This window comes from Flindersiella endophytica (assembly GCF_054779015.1).
Map to the genome: position 1 here is coordinate 46,402 of NZ_BAAGYY010000012.1, position 19,259 is coordinate 65,660.

The following is a 19,259-nucleotide window of genomic DNA, read 5'->3' on the forward strand; positions in this document are numbered from 1 at the left end:
GGAATAGATCGTCTAGACCAGCATCACCTTGACGCCGAGATCCTCGAAACGCTGCCGGGAGTCGTCGGGGATCGCGGTGTCGGTGATCAGGACGTCGATCTCGTCGGTCGCCCGGATCCGTGCGAACGCCTGCGTGCCGACCTTCGAGCTGTCGGCCACCACGACGACCTGCCGGGCGCGGGACGCCATCAGCTGGTTGATGTTGGCCTCGCCCTCGTGGTGCGCCGAAGCGCCGGAGACCGGGTCGATCGCGTCCACGCCGAGGAACGCCACGTCGAGGCTCACGCCCTCGAGGATGTGCGTGGCCAACGGCCCGGCCAGCTCGTACGACTGCGGGCGCGCCACGCCGCCGGTCACGACGATCTTGACGTGTGGCCGGACGGTCAGCTCGTTGGCGATGTTGACCGCGTTGGTGACGATCGTGACCGCGCGCCGTCCGGCCGCGGGGGACTGCAGGTCGGTACGCGTGGCGATCGCGCGCGCCACCTCGGTGGCAGTGGTGCCGCCGTTGAGGCCGATCACCATGCCGGCCTCGACCATGTCGGCTGCGGCCTTGCCGATCCGCTGCTTCTCGGTGGCCTGGCGAGCGGACTTGTAGCGCAACGGCAGGTCATAGGCGACCGAGTGCGCGACCGCACCACCGCGGGTGCGGGTGAGGAACTGCTGCTGCGCGAGATGGTCGAGGTCGCGGCGGATGGTGGCGGTGGAGACGTCGAGCTCGGTTGCCAGGGTCTCGACGTCGATCCGTCCCCGCTCGGCGACGAGCTCGAGGATGGCGTTGAGGCGCTCGTAACGGTTCACGTGCACCGCCCAGCATTCGTGCAGTCCCCCTGCGAAGTGCCGCCGCGCTCGTTCATGTCCATCCACCCCATGTCCAACGTCGCGCGTGCGCGGTTTCCTGCACGCGTTAGCAAAGAAACTGATCACAAACCGGGGGTAGTGCGCAAGTGATTTGAGCAAAGTTGCAGTGAAGACTGTGACCCGTTCTGGCCAACTTGCTCATCTCTGCTTGTTCTTGCGGAATACTGTGCACTAACGAGCGTTCGTGGATTACGCTGCAGAGGCATCGCTGACCGGGTGGTGAGCCTACGCGGGGATCCGGGAGAGAAGAAGGTTCATGAAGTACGTAACGGAGGAGATCGCCAGCCAGCCGGACAGCTGGCGGCGCGCCGCACGACTCGCGGGAGCGGGCGAGACGGCATCGGCCCTGCCCACCGACGGCGAGCGGATCGCGGTGCTCGGCTGCGGCACGTCCTGGTTCATGGCGCAGTCCTACGCCGCGCTGCGTGAGCAGGCCGGCCATGGCGTGACCGATGCGTACGCCGCCTCGGAGTTCACCGACACCCTCCTGAGCACACGCGGTTACGACCGGATCGTCGCGCTCACTCGTTCCGGCACGACGACCGAGGTGATCGCGGCGCTCACCGAGCTGCGCGGCCGGATCCAGACCACGGTGATCACCGCCGACCCCACCACCCCGGTGATGGAGCTCGCCGACCGCACGGTCGTGCTGGACTTCGCCGACGAGGTTTCGGTCGTGCAGACCCGCTTCGCGACCTCCGCGCTCACCCTGCTGCGCGCGCACGTCGGCCTTCCCGTCGAGCAGTCGATCGCCGACGCCGAGCAGGCGCTCGCGCAGGACCTGCCGGACGGCGCGCTCGACCGCGGCCAGTTCACGTTCCTCGGCAGCGGCTGGACGGTCGGCCTCGCCAACGAGGCCGCGCTCAAGATGCGCGAGGCGTCGATCTCGTGGACCGAGGCGTACCCCGCGATGGAGTACCGTCACGGACCTATGAGCATCACCGACGACTCCTCGGTCGTGTGGTTCCTCGGCCCGCCGCCGGCCAACCTGTACGACCAGACCTCGGCGCTCGGCGCGATCGTCGTCGCCGAGCCCGACCGCGACCCGCTGGCCGAGCTGATCCGCGTGCAGCGCCTCGCGGTCGGCATCGGTGCCGCCAAGGGCCTCGACCCCGACAACCCGCGCAACCTGACCCGCTCCGTGGTCCTCCCCGCGCACTGATGGCGTCCGACGACAGCTGCGTACTCGGCCTCGACGTAGGCGGTACGTACATGAAGGGCGCCCTGATCGACGCGGCCAACCAGGTGCGTTTCCGCAAGTCGTTCGCCACCGGCGCCGACGAAGCGCCCGAGCAGGTGCTCGACCGGATCGCGGCCGCGTTCACCGAACTGGCCGCACAGGCGCCCGGGCTCGGCCTGACCGCGCCCCAGGCGGCCGGACTCTGCGTACCCGGCATCGTCGACGACGTACGCGGCGTGGCCGTGACGGCGGCCAACCTGCCGTGGCGGAACGCGCCGCTCGGCCCGCAGCTGCGCGAACGGCTCGGCATCCCGGTCGCGCTCGGCCACGACGTTCGTACGGGCGGGCTGGCCGAGTCGGTGGTCGGCGCGGCCGCGGGCGCCACGAACGCGCTGTTCCTCCCGCTCGGCACCGGCATCGCCGCGTGCTGCGTGGTCGACGGCTCGCCGCTGGTCGCGGGCGGGTACGCCGGCGAGCTCGGCCACGTCGTCGTCCACCCGGACGGCGAGCAGTGCCCGTGCGGCCAGCGCGGCTGCCTGGAGCGGTACGCCTCAGCCGCCGCGATCGGCCGCCGCTACACCGAGGCCGGCGGCCAGGAGGTCGACGGTTCGGCAGCCGTGGCCGCGCTCGTCCGCGACGGCGACCCGATCGCGGCGAAGGTCTGGGACGAGGCGATCGGCGCGCTCGTCCACGCGCTTCACACCGCGCTCACGCTGCTCGGCTCCGAGGTGGTCGTGGTCGGCGGTGGGCTGGCCGAAGCCGGCGACTTGCTGCTCGCTCCGCTGGCGGAAAGACTTGACCAGGCGCTGACGTTCCAGCGCCGGCCCCGGCTGGTCCGGGCCGCGCTCGGCGACCAGGCCGGTTGCCTCGGCGCGGGCCTGCTGGCGTGGCGGACCCTCAGTGACTCAGGTGATGGAGCTTCCAGGTGACCGTACTGTGACCGTTCTGGGCAACGGCCGGGTGGTGACGCACGACGCGATCCTCGACCCCGGCTGGATAGAGGTCGACGGCTCACGGATCGTGGCCGTCGGCGGCGGCGCGCCGGCCCGGATCGACTTCGACCTCGCCAACCGGTACGTCGTGCCGGGGTTCGTCGACACGCACGTGCACGGCGGTGGCGGCGGTGCGTACACCTCCGCCGACCCCGGCTCGATCGCGAAGGTGGCCGCGTTCCACCTCTCGCATGGCACGACGAGCACGATCGCGAGCCTCGTGTCGGCACCGGCGGAAGACCTGGAACGGCAGGTCACCGCGCTCGTGGAGGCGATGCGGTCCGGCCGGGCCGACACCGTAGCCGGTATCCACCTCGAAGGGCCGTGGCTGTCGCCGGGCAAGAAGGGCGCCCACGACCCGGAGGTGCTCCGGCCACCGACAGCGACCGAAGTCGGCCGCCTGCTCGAGCTGGCCGGCGGAACGATCCGGATGGTGACGATCGCGCCCGAGCTCGACGGCGGGCCGGCGGCGGTCGAGCAGGTCGTCGCGGCCGGCGCGGTGGTCGCGGTCGGGCACACCATGGCGACCTACGACCAGGCCAAGCGCGCCATGGACGCGGGCGCCACGGTCGCGACCCACCTCTACAACGCGATGCCGAGCCTGCACCACCGCGAGCCGGGCGCTGTCGCGGCGTTGCTGGAGGACCCGCGCTGCACCGTCGAGCTGATCGCCGACGGTCACCATGTACACCCTGCGATGCTCGACCTCGCGGTCCGCGCCGCCGGCGTTGACCGTGTGTCATTGGTCACGGACGCGATGCAGGCGGCCGGGCTCGGCGACGGTGAATACGAGCTCGGCGGCCGGGCTGTCAAGGTCCGAAACGGCCTGGTCCGGTTACGCGACGGCGACTCGATCGCCGGAAGCACGCTTACGATGGATGCGGCGTTCCGGTTCGTCGTTCGTGAGATCGGCGTCTCGATGATCGAGGCGGCACGGATGGCGGCGACCAACCCGGCAGGGGCGCTCGGGTTGGTCGATGTCGGTGCGCTCCGAACGGGCCTCCAGGCTGATCTTGTCCTGCTCGACAGCGCACTCGACGTGTCGGCTGTCATGCGGGCCGGCGCCTGGGTGCCCGACGAGCACAGGGAGAACTAGGTCAATGCCGTTCACGCCGACCGGTGACATCATGCGCCAGGCCCAGGAGGCCGGGCGCGGTGTTGGCGCGTTCAACGTCATCCAGCTGGAGCACGCAGAGGCGCTGGTCGCCGGCGCCGAGGCCGTCGGCGCTCCCGTGATCCTGCAGATCAGCGAGAACGCCGTGAAATACCACGGCGCGCTGGAGCCGATCACCGTCGGGACGCTGGCCGTGGCACGCGCCGCGTCCGTACCGGTCGCGCTGCACGTCGACCATGTGACCAAGCCGGAGCTGATCTACGCGGCGCTGGAGCTCGGCGTCGGATCGGTGATGTTCGATGCTTCGACGTTGCCGTACGAAGAGAACCTGCTGGCGACCGCCGAAGTGGTGAAGCGCTGCCACGACCGCGGCGTCTACGTCGAGGCAGAACTCGGCGAGGTGGGCGGCAAGGACGGCGTGCACGCGCCGGGTGCTCGCACGCGGCCGGAGGAGGCCCGCGCGTTCGTCGACGCGACCGGCGTCGACGCGCTGGCGATCGCCGTCGGCACCTCCCACGCGATGCTCGAGAAGACGGCCTCGCTCGACTTCGACCTGATCGCGGCCAACCGTGACGCGGTCGACGTGCCGCTGGTGCTGCACGGCTCGTCCGGCGTGCCCGACAGCGACCTGACCCGCGCGGTGGAAGCCGGCATCACGAAGGTCAACATCGCGACGGCGCTGAACCAGGCGTTCACCAACGCTGTGCGTGATTACCTCACGGCCAACCCGACCGTGGTCGACACCCGCAAATACCTCACGCCCGCGCGCGATGCGGTGACCCGTGAGGTCACCCGCCTGCTGGGGATCCTGAAGGCTGCCTAGCTCGTCGAGCTAGGCAGCCGCTGAGCTGCCGTCGGGCAGGAGGAAGAGCAGGATCACCGCCACGATGGTGACGGCCGCGAGCGCGATCGTGCCGTAGCCCAGGAATCGTGGCCGGGCAGTGGCGTCCTGCTGCCCCTTCACCCACGCCAGGATGACGAACGTCACCCACGCGGCGAGGCCACCGATCGACTGCACGAGCAGGGCGATCGCCAGCCCGGCGTCCTGGTCGGAGTCGTAGTCGCCGGCGGTGCTCAGGCGCACCGCGAAGGCCAGGATCGTCACGCCCAGAATGCCCAGGGCCCAGGCGATCGGCAGCGCGAGCGACCAGAGGTAGGGCAGCACCAGACTGCCCGGCTTGGGCCACTGGGTCGGTGCCTGTGGCATTCCGGTGTTCATGATGTCCTCCCGCTCGCGCTTGCCGAGGAGCCGAACTTACCCGAGTCGTCAACGCGGTCGGCTGTCCACGGCGTTCGTGCGGTAGAGCGGAGCGGGGGCCGACCCGCCCGCCTGTCGCGTCGAAGGGGAGCCGATGCCCAGAACGGGCGGCCCGTTGCGAAGGGCCTTGGGTTGGATCGCGGGAGGAGCGCTCGCGGTCGGTCTGCTGACCGCCGCAGGCCCACCCGGAGAGGACGGCAGGCCAGCCGTCGGTACGAGCGACGTCCAGCGGTCGTGGCGGGTCACGCTCGTCACCGGAGACGTCGTACGGGTGGACAGGACCGCGCGGGGCTACCGGGCGGAACCGACTCCCGGTGCCGGACGGGAGAACATCACGTTCGGGATCCGGCAGCTCGGCGGAGAGATCTCGGTCTACCCGTCGGATGCCGTCCCGCTCGTCATGAACGGCTCGGTCGACGAGCGGCTGTTCGAGGTCACCAGCCTCGTCGAGGACGGCCTGGACGACGCGGCGACCAAGGACCTGCGGGTGCTCGTCGCCGGCGCCGAGCTGCCGGCTTCGGCCAAGGCTGTACGCACCTACGAAAGCCTCGAGCTGCGGGCCGTACGAACGCCGAAGGCCAAGGCGACCGCGCTGTGGACGAAACTGCGCACCGCCCGGACCGGCCGGGCGAAGATCTGGCTGGACGCGAAGGTGCGGGCGAGCCTGGATCAGAGCGTCCCGCAGGTCGGCGCTCCGGCCGCGTGGGAGAAAGGCTTCACCGGCAAGGGCATCCGGGTCGCGGTCCTGGACACCGGCATCGACACCGACCATCCCGACCTGACCGGATCCAAGGTCGTCGCCGAGCATGACTTCACCGACTCCGGGACACCGGACGACCGGTTCGGCCACGGCACACATGTGGCTTCGACCATCGCCGGCACGGGAGCCGCGTCCGGAGGGCGTTTCAAGGGCGTGGCTCCCGGCGCGCAGCTGATCAACGGCAAGGTGCTCGACGACTCCGGGTTCGGATCGACCTCCGACATCATCGCGGGCATGGAGTGGGCCGTCGGCCAGGGCGCGGACGTGGTCAACCTCAGCCTCGGCGGGAACGGCGACGGATACGGGACCGACCCGATGTCCCAGGCGGTGAACCGGCTCACGGAGAGCACGGGAACGCTGTTCGTGGTCGCGGCCGGCAACTCCGGTGACGGCGAGCGGACGATCGGCGCCCCCGGTGACGCCGACCGAGCGCTCACGGTCGCGGCGGCCAACCGGGACCGTACGACGGCGGACTTCTCCAGCCGTGGGCCGCGGTACTACGACCGGGCGATGAAGCCTGATCTCGCGGCGCCCGGCGTCGACATCGCCGCCGCGAGGGCAGCCGGCGCCGTGGTCGGCGACCCGGTCGACGAGCACTACAGCAGGTTGTCCGGTACGTCGATGGCCACGCCGCATGTCGCTGGTGCGGCGGCGATCCTCGCGCAGCGCTATCCGAAGGCCGGCGCGGACCGGCTGAAGGCGCTGCTGATGGGCAGCGCCACCGCACCGCTGGGCGCGAGTTCGGTGTTCGAGCAGGGCGCGGGGTTCCTAGACGTCGCGAAGGCGATCGAGCAACCGGTCTGGGCCGCGGGCGGGAGCGTCTCGGCGTTCCTCGACTGGCCGCACGAGGGGCCGGCGGTCGAGAACGTGACGTACCGGAACGACGGCGACCAACCGCTGGCGTTGCGGCTCGCGTTCTCGCCGGCCGACTCGGCCGGGCACCCGGCGCCGAAGGGACTGTTCCGGATGCCGGACGAGGTCACGGTTCCGGCCGGCGGCAGCCGGACGGTCCGGCTCGTGGTCGACCCGGCCCGCGCCGCGCTGGGGACGCAGTACCAAGGCACGATCCTCGCCAAGGGCCGCGGCACCGCGATCCGTACGCCGGTGGCTGTGTTCGTCGAGGGCGAGAAGCACGACGTCACGTTCGAGTACGTCACCCGGGACGGTGAGCCGATCACGGCGACCGGCCAGGGGAATTTCGCCGAGGTGCCGATCATCGTGAACGTCGAGACTGGCGAGGCCGAGCCACTTCGGATGACCGGCGGCAAGCTCGTCGCCCGGGTCGCTCCAGGTCGCTACACCTCCGCCGAGCACATCCTCGGCTGGGACGGCGAGGAACTGGTCAGCTCGACCCTGGTGGCCGCGCCGGAGATCGTGGTCGGCCACGCCGGCACCACGGTCCGGCTGGACGCGCGGGAGGCCAGGCCGGCCAGGTTCAGCGGAGACGTGACGACCACCAACCACGAGCTGCTGCTGTCGAGTCTGGTGCAGAGGGTAGGTGACCTGCCCTTCTACGCGCAGTTCCGCGACCGCGGCGGGCAGAGCGAGCTCTACGTCCTTGCGACGGAGCCGGTCGAGGACCGGCCGTACTGGTTCTCGCTGTACATGCACCTCGTCGGAGCGGACGGCACGAGGTACAGCCTGGTCGACGGTGAGCGCGGCCGGCTGCCAGACGATCCGACGTATCCGGTCGATGCCGGCCAGTTGGCCGACCTCACGCTGGAGTTCGCCACACCGGGCGACGAGCCGTTGGACGGGCTGGTGGCTCTGCACGGTGACCTGGAGGTCGACGGGCTGCCGCTACAGCTTCTCAACGCCGGCCCCAGAGTCCGGCCGCCCGGCCGGCAGCGGATCCTGGTGACCGCCGACGCCTTCGGGACCAAGCCGCTCTGGAGCGGAGGGCTGGAGCTGACCGTGCCGCCGGACTTTCTCGCCTACGCCGACGATCTGCCGCCGTCGACGTACGTGCCCGGTGAGCGCCGTACGTACCGGTTCGGTGCGGCCGCCTGGGGTGCGAGTGCGCAGGCCTACCACGGAAGCGACGGAAGCCTCGGCGTCCGGCTGTGTCCGGTCTGCCCGGCCGGCAGCGACTACCTGACCTACGTGCTCGCGGAGCCGCCGGTGGGCCACACCGTGCTGAAACGCGACGGCGAGACGATCGCCGAGGAGGACACGACCACGGGCGTCTACGTCGAGAACCAGACCGGCACAGGCACCTACACCGTGGAGCTGACGGCCGAACACACGCTCAGCTATCTGGCCTATGCCCGGAAGGTCAGCGGGAGCTGGACGTTCCGGTCCTCACCCGCGCCGGCGGGCGACGACAGCCCGGTTGGCACGGTCATCGACGCGCGGGTCACCGGTCCGTTCGACCTGCGTGGCCGGGCGGCGCCAGGCACCACGCTCCCGCTCACGATCGACGTCGTGGGCGGCGACCGGGCGACGATGAGCACGCCGGAACTGGCGATCTCGTACGACGACGGCGCGACCTGGCGCGATCTCGAGGTGCGTCAGGTCGACGGTCACTGGGTGGCCGACGAGACCACGCCGAACGTGGAGCAGGCGTTCGCCAGCCTCCGGATCCGAGTCGCTGACGGCGCGGGGAGCAGCACGGACGTCACGACACACCGCGCGTTCCAGGTCGGCACACCCTAGACAACGAGCTCCCGGTAGCGCTCGACCATCGTGGTGAGGACGGTGTCGGGGTCGGCGGCCCAGATGTCGGCGTTGAAGATCTCCACTTCGATGTCGCCGTCGTAGCCGGCGGCCTCGACGGCCTCCCGAAACGGGCGGAACTCGATGAAGCCGTCGCCCATCATGCCCCGCGCGAGCAGGTTGTCCTCGGGGATCGGCAGGTTGAAGTCGCAGACCTGGAACGACGCGATCCGGTCGCCCGCGCCCGCGCGGCCGATCTGCCGCCACACGTCGGGGTCCCACCAGATGTGGAACGTGTCGACCACGACGCCGACCTGGGCCGACGGGAAGTTCTCCGCCATGTCCAGCGCCTGGCCCAGCGTGGACAGCACCGCCCGGTCCGCGCAGTACATCGGGTGCAGCGGCTCCAGGGCCAGCCGTACGCCGGCCGCGCCCGCCACCGGTGCCAGCTCCGCGATCGCCGACCCCACCCGGTCGCGGGCGCCGGCGAGGTCCTTCGAGCCGTCCGGCAGGCCGCCGACCACCAGCACCACGCACGGTGCACCCAGCTCGGCCGCCTCGTCGATCGCACGCCGGTTGTCGTCGAGTGCGGCCTTCCGCGCGACGGGTTCGGCGGCGGTCAGGAACCCGCCGCGACACAGCGACGAAACGCGCAGCCCCGCGTCCCGGACCAGCCGGGCGGAGGCAGCCAGCCCGGCCTGCGCAACGTGCTCCCGCCACAACCCGATCGCCGGGATGCCGGCCCGAACACACCCGGAGACGGCCTCGGCGACCGTCCACCGGTTGGTCGTCTTCTGGTTGAGCGAGAGCCGCGCCAGTGATCCCGTCGTCACAGCGTGACCTCGGGCACCTCGATCCGCCTGCCCTCGGCGGACGAACGCAGGCCCAGCTCGGCCAGCTGGACACCGCGCGCGGCGGCCAGGAAGTCGTACGCGAACGGCTGAGGCTCCTCGGCCATGACGTAGCGGATGAACTGCTCCCACTCGACCTTGAAGCCGTTGTCGAAGTTCGTGTTGTCGGGGACCTCCTGCCACTGCTCACGGAACGTCTCCGTGGCGGGCAGGTCGGGGTTCCACACCGGCATCGGCGTGCTCGCGCGGTGCTGGATCCGGCACCGGCGCAGCCCGGCGACCGCGCTGCCGTGCGTGCCGTCGACCTGGAACTCCACCAGCTCGTCGCGGAACACCCGGACACACCAGGAGGAGTTGAGCTGGGCGATCACGCCGCTGTCGAGCTCGAAGATCGCGTACGCCGCGTCGTCGGCCGTGGCGTCATAGGCGTCGCCCTGCTCGTCGTACCGCTTCGGGATGTGGGTGACAGCGCGTGCCGTCACCGCGCCGACCCGGCCGGCGATCGACTCCAGGACGTAGTTCCAGTGGCAGAACATGTCGAGCGTGATGCCGCCGCCGTCCTCGGCGCGGTAGTTCCAGCTCGGCCGCTGCGCGGCCTGCCAGTCGCCTTCGAAGACCCAGTAGCCGAACTCGCCGCGGATCGACAGGATCCGCCCGAAGAACCCGCTCTCGACGAGCCGGCTCAGCTTGCGCAGCCCGGGCAGGTAGACCTTGTCCATCACGACGCCGACCTTCACGCCGGCGTCGGCAGCCGTCCGAGCCAGCTCGACGGCGGAAGTCAGGCTGTCGGCCGTGGGCTTCTCGCAGTAGATGTGCTTGCCGGCCGAGATCGCCTTCAGGACGGCCTTCTCTCGGGCCTGGGTGGCCTGCGCGTCGAAGTAGATCGACATGCTCGGGTCGCTCAGTGCGGAGTCGAGGTCTGTCGTCCAACGGGTCAGACCGTGCCGCTCGGCGATGTCGCGGAGCTTGGCTTCCGAACGTCCTACGAGCAGCGGCTCCGGCACCACGCGCGTGCCGTCGGCCAGTTCGATGCCCCCTTGACCGCGGATGGCAAGGATCGAGCGCACCAGATGCTGGTTGTAGCCCATTCGCCCAGTCACGCCGTTCATCACGACGCCGAGCTCGCGCACGCTCATGCGGTCCCTCCGTCTCTCAGTACGCCTGTCTGGGCCATCCCGGTCGCCCCCTTTTGCGCGCTCCCTGCAGCCCGTAACTAGGTGTGTTCCCCCTCCACGCCATCGACGTAGCGAGGAAAGCGTTTTCCACCGTAACCGAAGACCAGCACCGGAAGCAAGTCCGCTGATCAGGTCCGGCGGAAACCGGACACCGTCATTCGACTGGTTCGACGCAGAGGAGGGTTCACCCCTAGTAATCCCAGACGGACGGCCTCGGCAGCCGTTACACCTGTTACTTCAGGGCCCCTGCCGTAAGGCCTTCCTCGACCCGGCGCTGGAACACGATGTACACGGCGAGTACCGGAATCATCATGATGATCAGGCCGGCGAACAGCTGCCCGGTCGACGTCGCACCCGACTCGTACCGCTCACCGAGCGCGAGGTCGGCGAGGCCTTGGGTGAGGACGAAGTTCGTGGGCGGGTCGCCCTTCTGGGGGTTCAGCACGAGCGGGATGAGGTACTGGTTCCACTGGCCGAGGAAGTTGAACACGCCGATGCTCAGCAGGCCCGGCTTCGCCAGCGGCAGCATGATCTGGAAGAACGTACGGAAGTGCCCGGCGCCGTCGATGAACGCCGCCTCCGCGAGATCCATCGGCAGCGTCTGGAAGAACGCCGTCAGGAAGAAGATGGAGAACGGCAGCGAGAACGCGACATAGATGACGATCAGGCCCAGCAGGTTCTGGTAAAGCCCCATGTTCTGCGCGATTCTGAACAACGGAACGATCGCGAGAAACAGCGGGAACATCATGCCGGCGAGAAACAGGTAATAGATGATCCGGCTGCCGGGGAACGTGTAACGCGCGAGCACGTACGCCGCCATCGCGGAGAACAACAATGTGAAGAACACGCCGCACAGCACGACGATCAGCGTGTTGACGAAGAACTGCCCGATGTGCGCTTTCTGCCACGCGTCGACGTAGGTGTCGAAGTGCCAGACCTGAGGCAGCCCGAACGGGTTGTTGTAGAGCTCGCGGTTGTCCTTGAACGACGACAGGAAAACCCACAGCATCGGCAGGATCACCAGCAACGCCCACGCGACCAGGAAGACCTGCGGCACGCCGTCGCTCAGCACCCGCGCACCGGAGAAGCGGTTCGGTGGCAGGCCGGCCTTCTGCTGCGGGGACTTCGGTGCCGTTCCGGTGGCGGCCGAAGGTGTTGGTGTCGTCGGTGTCGTCGCCATGGATCTCTCCTAGTACTCCAGCCGTTCGCGGCGGGTGAGACGGAACGTCACTGCCGCGAGGAGCAGCGAGAAGACCAGCAAGAACGTCGCCATCGCCGAAGCCAGCCCGAACTGTGAGTTGCCGGCGAACGCCGTGCGGTACAGCTGGGTCGCCATCACGTCGGCGCCACGGTCGGCGCCGTTGCCGTTCTGCGCCATGACCGACAGCAGCGCGAACATGTCGAGTGTGTTGGTGGCGATGAAGACAACCGCGACCTGCAGATGGCCCCACAACAGTGGAAGCGTGACGCTGAAGAACATCCGGGTCCGGCTGGCGCCGTCGATCGCCGCGGCCTCGAACAGCTCGCGGGGGATCTGCTGCATTCCGGCGATGAACAGCACCATGTAGAAACCGACGCCGGCCCAGATCGCCACGAACGCGATCGCCCACAAAATCGCGTCCGGCGTTCCCAGCAGTCCGTTCGGAATGATTCGCAGCATGTCGATTCCGACCAGCTTCAGCGTTTGCTGCAGCAGCCCGCCGTCGGTGCTGTAGACGAACTGGAAAAGGATGCCGATCAGCACGACCGGAAGCACCTGCGGGAAGAAATAGACGATGCGGTAGAAGCCGGAGCCGCGCAGGTTGGCGCTCGAGCCGCCGGTGCCGCCGCGGGTCAGCAGGGCGGCGAACACGAGCGAGACCGCGAGCGTGCCGAGCGGCAGGACGAGCAGGAACTTGAGGTTGTTGACGACCGCGTGCCACCACGGCCCGCTCTGCATCAGGAACTCGTAGTTGGCCAGGCCCACGTAGTCGAAGTCCGGCGTGAAGCCGGTCCAGTTGGTGAACGAGACCTGGATGCCCTGAGCGAACGGGGAGAGCACGAAGACGAGGTAGAGCAGGAGAGCGGGGGCCAGGAACGTGATGATGAACGGAATACGACCCTTGCGCATGGCGAATCTCCTGCTTCTAGCGTGCGGGAAGGCGGCCGGCCACGCCGGCACGCGTAGCCGGCCGCACATTCAGCGGCCGGCTACGCGAGGCGCGGTCCCGGCCGGTCACCGCCATCGTCACCGGGTGAACTTCTTGATGCTCGGGTTCTTCTTGATCTCGTCCGCCTTCTTCTGGCAGCGGGCCAGGAAGCCCTTCGCGTCGAGCTTGCCGGTGAGCAGCTGGCCGCACGCGTTGTTGACCTCGTCCTTCATCTCGACGTACCACTGGGAGTACTTCACCGAGTCGAGAATCTGCACCTTCTGCGCCGCCTTCAGCGTTTCGAGCGACGAGGTGAGCACCGGGTCGAACGTCTGGTCGTCGTGCGCGCCCTCGACGACGGTCAGCGCGAAGCAGAGCTCGGCGAACTTCTGCGCGCCTTCCTTCGAGCACATGATCCGGATCATCTCGAGGCCGCCGGGCACGTTCTTCGCCTTCGACGGAACGATGTAGTTCTCGCCCGGACCGTACGGCGTCGCTTCGTACGGAATCTTGTCGCTCGCGTCCATCGAGGGCGTCGGGTGGATGACGAACTCGAAGTCGGACGGAACCTGCGACTCCATCTCCTTCTTCAGCCACGAGCCGCACGGGATCAGCGCCGCCTTGCCCTGCAGCCAGGCCGCCTGCGCCTGCGTGTGATCCAGCGCGGCCGTGCCCGGCATGATGTACTTCTTCGCCTTCAGCTCCTCGAACGCCTCGGCGACCTCGCGTACGGCGTCCTGCGACCAGGCGCCGTCCTCGAGGTTGTCGATGGCCTTCATCGCCACGTTGCCGTCGCGCTTGTTCACCAGCGAGTGGAAGACGGTCATCATGTAGCCGGGGTACTGCCCCTGGTACGTCAGCAGCGGCAGGCCCTTGGCCTTCGTCTTCTCGCCGAGCGCCATCAGGTCGTCCCAGGTCTTCGGCGTCTCCCAACCGTTGGCCTCGAACGTCTTCTTGTTGTGCCAGAGTCCGCTGATGTTCAGGACATACGGCAGACCGTAGGGCTTGCCCTCGAACTTGAGCGGATCGAGCGCGCCCTCGATCAGCGTCTGCTCGACCGTCTTCTTCGGGTCGTCCCACGACGCGGCCTTGAGCACCTCGGAGATGTCCTGGACCTGGCCCTGGGTCACAAGGGTCGCGAGGTCCATCATCTGCGCACCGGAGTTGTCGATGAAGTCCGGCGGCGTTCCGTTGGCGAAGCGCGTCTGCAGCTGCCCGGCGATCTCGCGGGTGCCGAGGTGGCTGACCTTCGAGCTGGGATAGCGCTTCTTGTACATGCCTTCGTGGTACTTGGCGTACTCGTCGCTCCAGCCACCCTTGAAGATGACGACGTCCAGAGGCGCGCTGGCGTCGACGCCGAGGGGATTCTGCGCGGTCTTCTTGCCGGAGGACTTGGGCTTGTCGTTGGTCGTGTCGCCGCCGCCACCGGTCGCGCAAGCAGCGAGCAGCCCAGGACTGCTGACGGCTGCGCTGAGGTATGCGGCGCGACGGAGAAATGCTCGGCGGTCTAGACCGGTGCGTTTGCGATCGTCGGTCATCGTGCCCTCCCCGGCGCGATTCGGTGAACCCACAGTGCTCATCCGGCCCCGCGGCCTTCGGCCGCACGGGCCACCCGCTCCTACGTATCAACCCGAGTGCGAGCAGCGTAGTGTGACTTCTTGGCCAGAACAAGGCCTGAGTGGACACTTTTGTGCAGCTGTACCTCGAGAATGTCGACGTTGAAACGCTAAAACCTGGTCAGGGCCGTTGACCGCGGCAAAGAAACCGTGGCGAGTTGGCCGGAATGGGGCTGTGTTTCCGGCATGCTTGACACCGTAGGAGCACAGAAGTACGGACACCATGGGCAGACCAGGCGGAGAATCGCGAAGATGAGCAATTCCACGGTTGTCACCTTGGGCGACGTTGCGCGCAGGGCCGGCGTTTCGCTCGCCACCGCGTCGCGTGTGCTCAACGGGAGTACGCGCCGGGTCAACGAAGATCTTCGCGTTGTCGTCTTGCAGGCGGCCGAGGAGCTCGGCTACACGCCGAACGTCCACGCGCAGGCCGTTGCTCGAGGCACCAGTTCGACGGTCGGTCTGATCGTCCACGACATCGCCGACCCCTACTTCTCCGCCATCGCATCCGGCGTCATGGGCGTCGCCGACGACCGTGGGCTGATCGTGACCCTGGGGACGACGTCGCGTAATCCCAATCGCGAGCTGCAGTACGTCGCGATGCTGCGGGCGCAGCGGGCGCGGGCCGTCATCCTGGCCGGGTCGCGGGTGGCCGACAAGGCGCAGACCGAGCGGCTGGCCAAGGAAGTCGACGCGTTCCGGCGGTCGGGCGGGCGGATCGCGTGCGTCAGTCAGCACAAGCTGCCGACCGACACCGTGCAGCCGGAGAACCGGGCCGGAGCGCGGGAGCTGGCTGTGCGGTTGGCAGATCTCGGGCACCGCAAGTTCGGGGTGCTGGCCGGGCCGCGGGCGTTGCTCACGGCGTCCGATCGGTTCAAGGGCTTCAAGGACGGACTAACGAAGGCCGGCATCGAGCTCGACCCGCAGGCCGTGATCGACGGAACGTTCACGCGTGACGGAGGATACGAAGCGGCCAAGCAGCTGCTGTCGCGCGCCCCGGGAGTCACGTGCGTGTTCGCGGTCAACGACGTGATGGCGGTCGGCGCGATGGCGGCCTGCCGGGAGCTCGGCATCTCGGTGCCGGGTGAGATGTCGATCGCGGGCTTCGACGACATCGAGACGTTGCGGGATCTGACGCCTTCGCTCACGACGGTGAGGCTGCCGCTGGAGGAGATGGGCGTACGCGCGGCCGAGTTGGCGCTCGACATCGACCCGCCTGAGAAGGACCGGATCGAGAAGATCCGTGGCGAGGTCGTCATCCGGGAGTCGACCCGGCAGCTCTAGCTTTCCGCCTGCCGCGGCGGGCTCCGAAACGGCGAGCGCGCGGCTGCCGAGCGCCGTTCTCGGACATCGGAAACCGCTATCCGCCCTGCTAGCCTGCACATTATGTCTGCTGCCGCTCCAAGCCGCCCGAAAACCGTTCTGGCCATGGGTCCCGGAAACCTTGGGCGGCTGCTCGACTCCGACCTCCGCGCTCGCCTGGGCGAGACGGCCGACGTCGACTTCGACGAGAGCAGGATCCTCACCGACTTCCGGTCGCCCGAGGCCGCCGCCGCGCTGGCCGATGCCGAGGTGTTGTTCACGTGCTGGGGGTGCCCCCGGCTCGATGCGGAGGCGCTCGCCAAGGCGCCGGAGCTTCGGGCGCTCGTGCATGGTGCGGGCACGGTGAAGGGCATCGTCACTGACGCGTGCTGGGAGCGTGGCCTCCAGGTCTCCTCGGCGGTGGCGGCCAATGCCGTTCCGGTCGCGGAGTACACCGTCGCGATGGTCGTGCTGGCCGGCAAGCACGCCTATGCCGCACAGGCTGCCTATAAGAACAGTGCGGATCGGCGTGGGTGGGGTGCGGGCTTCTCGACGCTCGGTAACTACGGCACGACGGTCGGGCTGGTCGGCGCCTCTCGCGTCGGCAGGCGAGTGATCGAGTTGCTGGCGTCGTACGACATGGAGGTGGTGCTCCATGATCCGACGATCAGTGCGGCCGAGGCCGCCGCGCTCGGCGTCGAAGCGGTCGAGCTGGACGAGCTGGTCCGGCGTAGTGATGTGGTGAGCATTCACGCGCCCGACATCCCGGCCACGCATGACATGTTCGACGCCCGGCGGCTGGGACTGATGAAGGACGGCGCCACGCTGATCAACACCGCTCGCGGGCGGCTCGTCGACACCGAGGCGCTGACTGCCGAGCTCGCCACCGGCCGGATCTCCGCCGTCCTCGACGTCACGCATCCTGAGCCGCTGCCGGTGGACTCGCCGTTGTTCGCGATGCCGAATGTCGTGCTCACGCCGCACATCGCCGGGTCGCTCGGCAACGAGGTGCTGCGGATGGGTGCGCTGGCCGTTTCGGAGGTCGAGCGCTATGCGCAGGGCCTCCCGTTCGCCTACCCGGTACGCCCGGAACAGCTCGCGATCCTCGCCTGAGCCCACGCTGCGGGCGGTGACCGGTACTCTTACCGACCATGGGAAGAGGAGACCGACCGAAAGTTCGCTGGGCCAAGGAGCGCGCACGCGCCAAGCGCCGCCGTGACCGCCGCAAAGCAACCGAAAAGGGTGCCGCCCGCAAGGGGTAAACTCGGCATCTGCCCGTTACGCCCCCGCCAGGTCACAGGTATCCTGGACGGGGGTTGAGCAGGCATCCCCGAAGAAGAGGACGGCAGCGGCGTGAGCCATCACAGCGATCTCATCGACACAACCGAGATGTACCTCAAAACAGTCTACGAACTGGAAGAAGAGGGCATCGTCCCGCTGCGCGCCCGGATCGCCGAGCGGTTGCACCAGTCCGGTCCGACCGTGAGTCAGACCGTCGCGCGGATGGAACGTGACGGGCTGCTGGCTGTCGAGGGTGACCGGCATCTGGAGCTGTCGGCGATGGGCCGTTCCTACGCCATCCGCGTGATGCGCAAGCACCGGCTCGCCGAACGCCTGCTGACCGACGTTGTCGGGCTCGACTGGGCGCTGGTCCACGTCGAGGCCTGCCGCTGGGAGCACGTGATCTCCGAAGACGTCGAGCGACGGCTGGTGCAGGTGCTCGACCACCCGGTCAAGGATCCCTACGGCAACCCGATCCCCGGTCTCGACGAGCTCGGTGAGCACCTCAAGCCGGCGCAGCTGGACGAGGCCGAGCCGATCGACAAGGTCCTCGCCGACGCCGGGGGCGACCACGTCAAGGTGACCCTGCATCGCATCGCCGAGCCGTTGCAGACCGCACCCGACCAGCTCGAGGTGCTGGAACAGGCAGGGGTGTTCCCCGGCCGCGAGGTCCAGCTCTCGCAGGTCGGCGACCGCGTACGTTTCGCCCCGCTCGACGAGTCCGGCCAGCCCGGACCTGCCGCCGAGCTCGCCGAGGCCGACGCGGTGCACATCTTCGTCAGACGCCTTTAGCGCGGGCTGACCAGGCAACAGGCATGACAGCCGGCGAACGGGAGGGGTCTGCTCGCGGAGAGCGCGAGCCACTTCGCCGTCCCGGTGACAGTCCCGGTGACAGTCCCGGTGACCTTCCCGGTGACAGGGGGAGGACGACTCCCCACACCCCCCGCGATGTTGTCCAGGCGCTGCTGGCCGACTACCGCTTCGCCGGAGTCGCCGCCGTCGTCCGGTTACTCGACCTGCCCGCGTCGACCGTGCATCGCATCGAGGCGCTCGCCAAGACCGGTGAGCGCCTGCTCGACCTGGATGCCGAAGACTTCGACGAGCTCGCCGCTCGCGAAGACCTGCCGCCGGAGGTCGTCGAGCCCGTACGCGCGGCGCAGTTCCCGCGCCGCCCGGGCGGCCAGACCCGCGGGTCGCTGCGGTCGCTGCATCCGTTGTACGCACTGATGCTCGAGGCACTCGACATCCGCTGGCTGCGCCGCGAGCCGGTCCACGTCGTCGTGCTGCTGCACCTGTTCGCCGAATACCTCCCGATGCTCGCGTGGGAGAGCGTGCTCGGCAACTCCGGCGACCCGCGTGAGCTGATCCGGTTCACCAGCGTCCAAGGCAGCCTGTGGGGTCACAAGGAACGCGCCTGCGACCACACCGCCGCGCAACGCGCCGCCGCTCACCGGATGGGCCAGGCGATGCGCGGCGACGAGGAAGGCTGGACGGTCTACCTCGACCGCTTCCACTCCCGGGTCGCCGACGCACTCGGCCGCTGTGCGTCCCACCCGGTCTCCGGTCGTCCGATGATCGACGGTGTCTGCCGGCGGCCGTGCGGGCTCTGGCTCCAGCTCTCCGAGCCCGTCCGCGAAGACCTCGGCGCTCGCATGCACCTGGCCCGGATGTACGCCGAGAGCCCGGTCGTCGCGTTGCGCCATCACGCGCCGGTCGGTCACTTCTTCGGTGTGCCGGCTCCGTCGGAGATCGCGCAGGCCTGGGAGCGCAGCTGGCAGCGGCTCGACCGCCCGTGGGACTCCGGCGACAACCCGCTGCACCAGTCGGCTCGCTCGGCCGGCCAGGGAAACGGTCACGTCGACGAGCACCGGCGCGGCCGCTCCGCGCACAGCACTTCCGGTGCGAATCCGGCCATCTCCGGTCAACAGGCGGTGAACGACCTCGCTGAGGCGTTGCCTGGGATCGGGCGGGTACTGTCCGCGGTGGCAGGTCGGCCCGTGCACGCCGGCGGCGTGCTGAGGACGATCCGCGACAGCATCGCAGGCCAGCTGCTCGGCGACTGATCGCTCGCTCGCCGGCCCGCCCATC

General features: G+C 69.0%; 16 protein-coding genes. 9 read left to right on the forward strand and 7 right to left on the reverse strand.

Annotated features, from left to right (window positions below):
• Positions 1-12: 12 nt before the first annotated feature.
• Positions 13-801 carry a DeoR/GlpR family DNA-binding transcription regulator gene (locus tag ACYVF6_RS11865; protein WP_460520131.1) on the reverse strand — a complete coding sequence of 263 codons (789 nt, stop codon included), beginning with the start codon at positions 799-801 and terminating at the stop codon, positions 13-15.
• Positions 802-1,117: 316 nt separating this feature from the next.
• On the opposite strand from ACYVF6_RS11865, the gene ACYVF6_RS11870 reads away from it, so the two are divergent.
• From ACYVF6_RS11870 to ACYVF6_RS11885, 4 genes are read left to right on the forward strand one after another with little or no spacing between them, the layout of a single operon-like run.
• The gene (locus tag ACYVF6_RS11870; RefSeq protein ID WP_460520134.1) at positions 1,118-2,023 is read left to right on the forward strand and encodes an SIS domain-containing protein; all 906 of its coding nucleotides are present in this window, start codon (positions 1,118-1,120) and stop codon (positions 2,021-2,023) included.
• Positions 2,023-2,970: an ROK family protein gene (locus ACYVF6_RS11875; RefSeq protein WP_460520137.1), complete on the forward strand. Its 948-nt coding sequence runs from the start codon at positions 2,023-2,025 to the stop codon at positions 2,968-2,970. Before ACYVF6_RS11870 ends, ACYVF6_RS11875 begins: the two co-directional genes overlap by 1 nt.
• A gap of 7 nt (positions 2,971-2,977) precedes the next feature.
• Positions 2,978-4,129, forward strand: a complete 1,152-nt coding sequence (nagA, locus tag ACYVF6_RS11880) for an N-acetylglucosamine-6-phosphate deacetylase (protein ID WP_460520139.1) — start codon at positions 2,978-2,980, stop codon at positions 4,127-4,129.
• 4 nt (positions 4,130-4,133) lie between these two features.
• Positions 4,134-4,970: a class II fructose-bisphosphate aldolase gene (locus tag ACYVF6_RS11885; RefSeq protein WP_460520141.1), complete on the forward strand. Its 837-nt coding sequence runs from the start codon at positions 4,134-4,136 to the stop codon at positions 4,968-4,970.
• Between the two features lie 9 nt (positions 4,971-4,979).
• Here ACYVF6_RS11885 and ACYVF6_RS11890 read toward each other — a convergent pair whose 3' ends face one another.
• A complete protein-coding gene (locus ACYVF6_RS11890) occupies positions 4,980-5,366 on the reverse strand; it encodes a hypothetical protein (RefSeq protein WP_460520144.1) in 387 nt (128 codons plus the stop codon).
• A 133-nt stretch (positions 5,367-5,499) separates the two neighbouring features.
• Here ACYVF6_RS11890 and ACYVF6_RS11895 point away from each other — a divergent pair, with 133 nt between their 5' ends.
• Positions 5,500-8,820 carry a S8 family peptidase gene (locus ACYVF6_RS11895; protein ID WP_460520147.1) on the forward strand — a complete coding sequence of 1,107 codons (3,321 nt, stop codon included), beginning with the start codon at positions 5,500-5,502 and terminating at the stop codon, positions 8,818-8,820.
• On the opposite strand, the gene ACYVF6_RS11900 is transcribed toward ACYVF6_RS11895, so the two are convergent.
• The 5 genes from ACYVF6_RS11900 to ngcE form a co-directional block, all read right to left on the reverse strand.
• Positions 8,817-9,653: a sugar phosphate isomerase/epimerase family protein gene (locus ACYVF6_RS11900; protein WP_460520150.1), complete on the reverse strand. Its 837-nt coding sequence runs from the start codon at positions 9,651-9,653 to the stop codon at positions 8,817-8,819. The genes ACYVF6_RS11895 and ACYVF6_RS11900 overlap by 4 nt on opposite strands.
• A complete protein-coding gene (locus tag ACYVF6_RS11905; RefSeq protein ID WP_460520153.1) occupies positions 9,650-10,807 on the reverse strand; it encodes a Gfo/Idh/MocA family protein in 1,158 nt (385 codons plus the stop codon). The genes ACYVF6_RS11900 and ACYVF6_RS11905 overlap by 4 nt, the downstream gene beginning before the upstream one ends.
• A 271-nt stretch (positions 10,808-11,078) precedes the next feature.
• Positions 11,079-12,026: a carbohydrate ABC transporter permease gene (locus tag ACYVF6_RS11910; RefSeq protein ID WP_460520156.1), complete on the reverse strand. Its 948-nt coding sequence runs from the start codon at positions 12,024-12,026 to the stop codon at positions 11,079-11,081.
• A gap of 9 nt (positions 12,027-12,035) precedes the next feature.
• Positions 12,036-12,956 carry a carbohydrate ABC transporter permease gene (locus ACYVF6_RS11915; RefSeq protein ID WP_460520159.1) on the reverse strand — a complete coding sequence of 307 codons (921 nt, stop codon included), beginning with the start codon at positions 12,954-12,956 and terminating at the stop codon, positions 12,036-12,038.
• 117 nt (positions 12,957-13,073) lie between these two features.
• Entirely contained in the window at positions 13,074-14,513 is a 1,440-nt protein-coding gene (gene ngcE, locus ACYVF6_RS11920; protein ID WP_460520162.1) for a type 2 periplasmic-binding domain-containing protein, read from the reverse strand.
• 330 nt (positions 14,514-14,843) lie between these two features.
• Between ngcE and ACYVF6_RS11925 the strand changes: the two genes are divergently transcribed.
• From ACYVF6_RS11925 to ACYVF6_RS11940, 4 genes are all read left to right on the forward strand, one after another.
• Complete coding sequence (locus tag ACYVF6_RS11925) at positions 14,844-15,872, forward strand: LacI family DNA-binding transcriptional regulator (RefSeq protein WP_460520166.1); 1,029 nt, start codon at positions 14,844-14,846, stop codon at positions 15,870-15,872.
• A gap of 144 nt (positions 15,873-16,016) precedes the next feature.
• Complete coding sequence (locus tag ACYVF6_RS11930; RefSeq protein ID WP_460520169.1) at positions 16,017-17,003, forward strand: hydroxyacid dehydrogenase; 987 nt, start codon at positions 16,017-16,019, stop codon at positions 17,001-17,003.
• Positions 17,004-17,279: 276 nt separating this feature from the next.
• Entirely contained in the window at positions 17,280-17,963 is a 684-nt protein-coding gene (locus ACYVF6_RS11935) for a metal-dependent transcriptional regulator (RefSeq protein ID WP_460520172.1), read from the forward strand.
• Between the two features lie 23 nt (positions 17,964-17,986).
• Entirely contained in the window at positions 17,987-19,234 is a 1,248-nt protein-coding gene (locus tag ACYVF6_RS11940; protein ID WP_460520175.1) for a hypothetical protein, read from the forward strand.
• Positions 19,235-19,259: the final 25 nt, after the last annotated feature.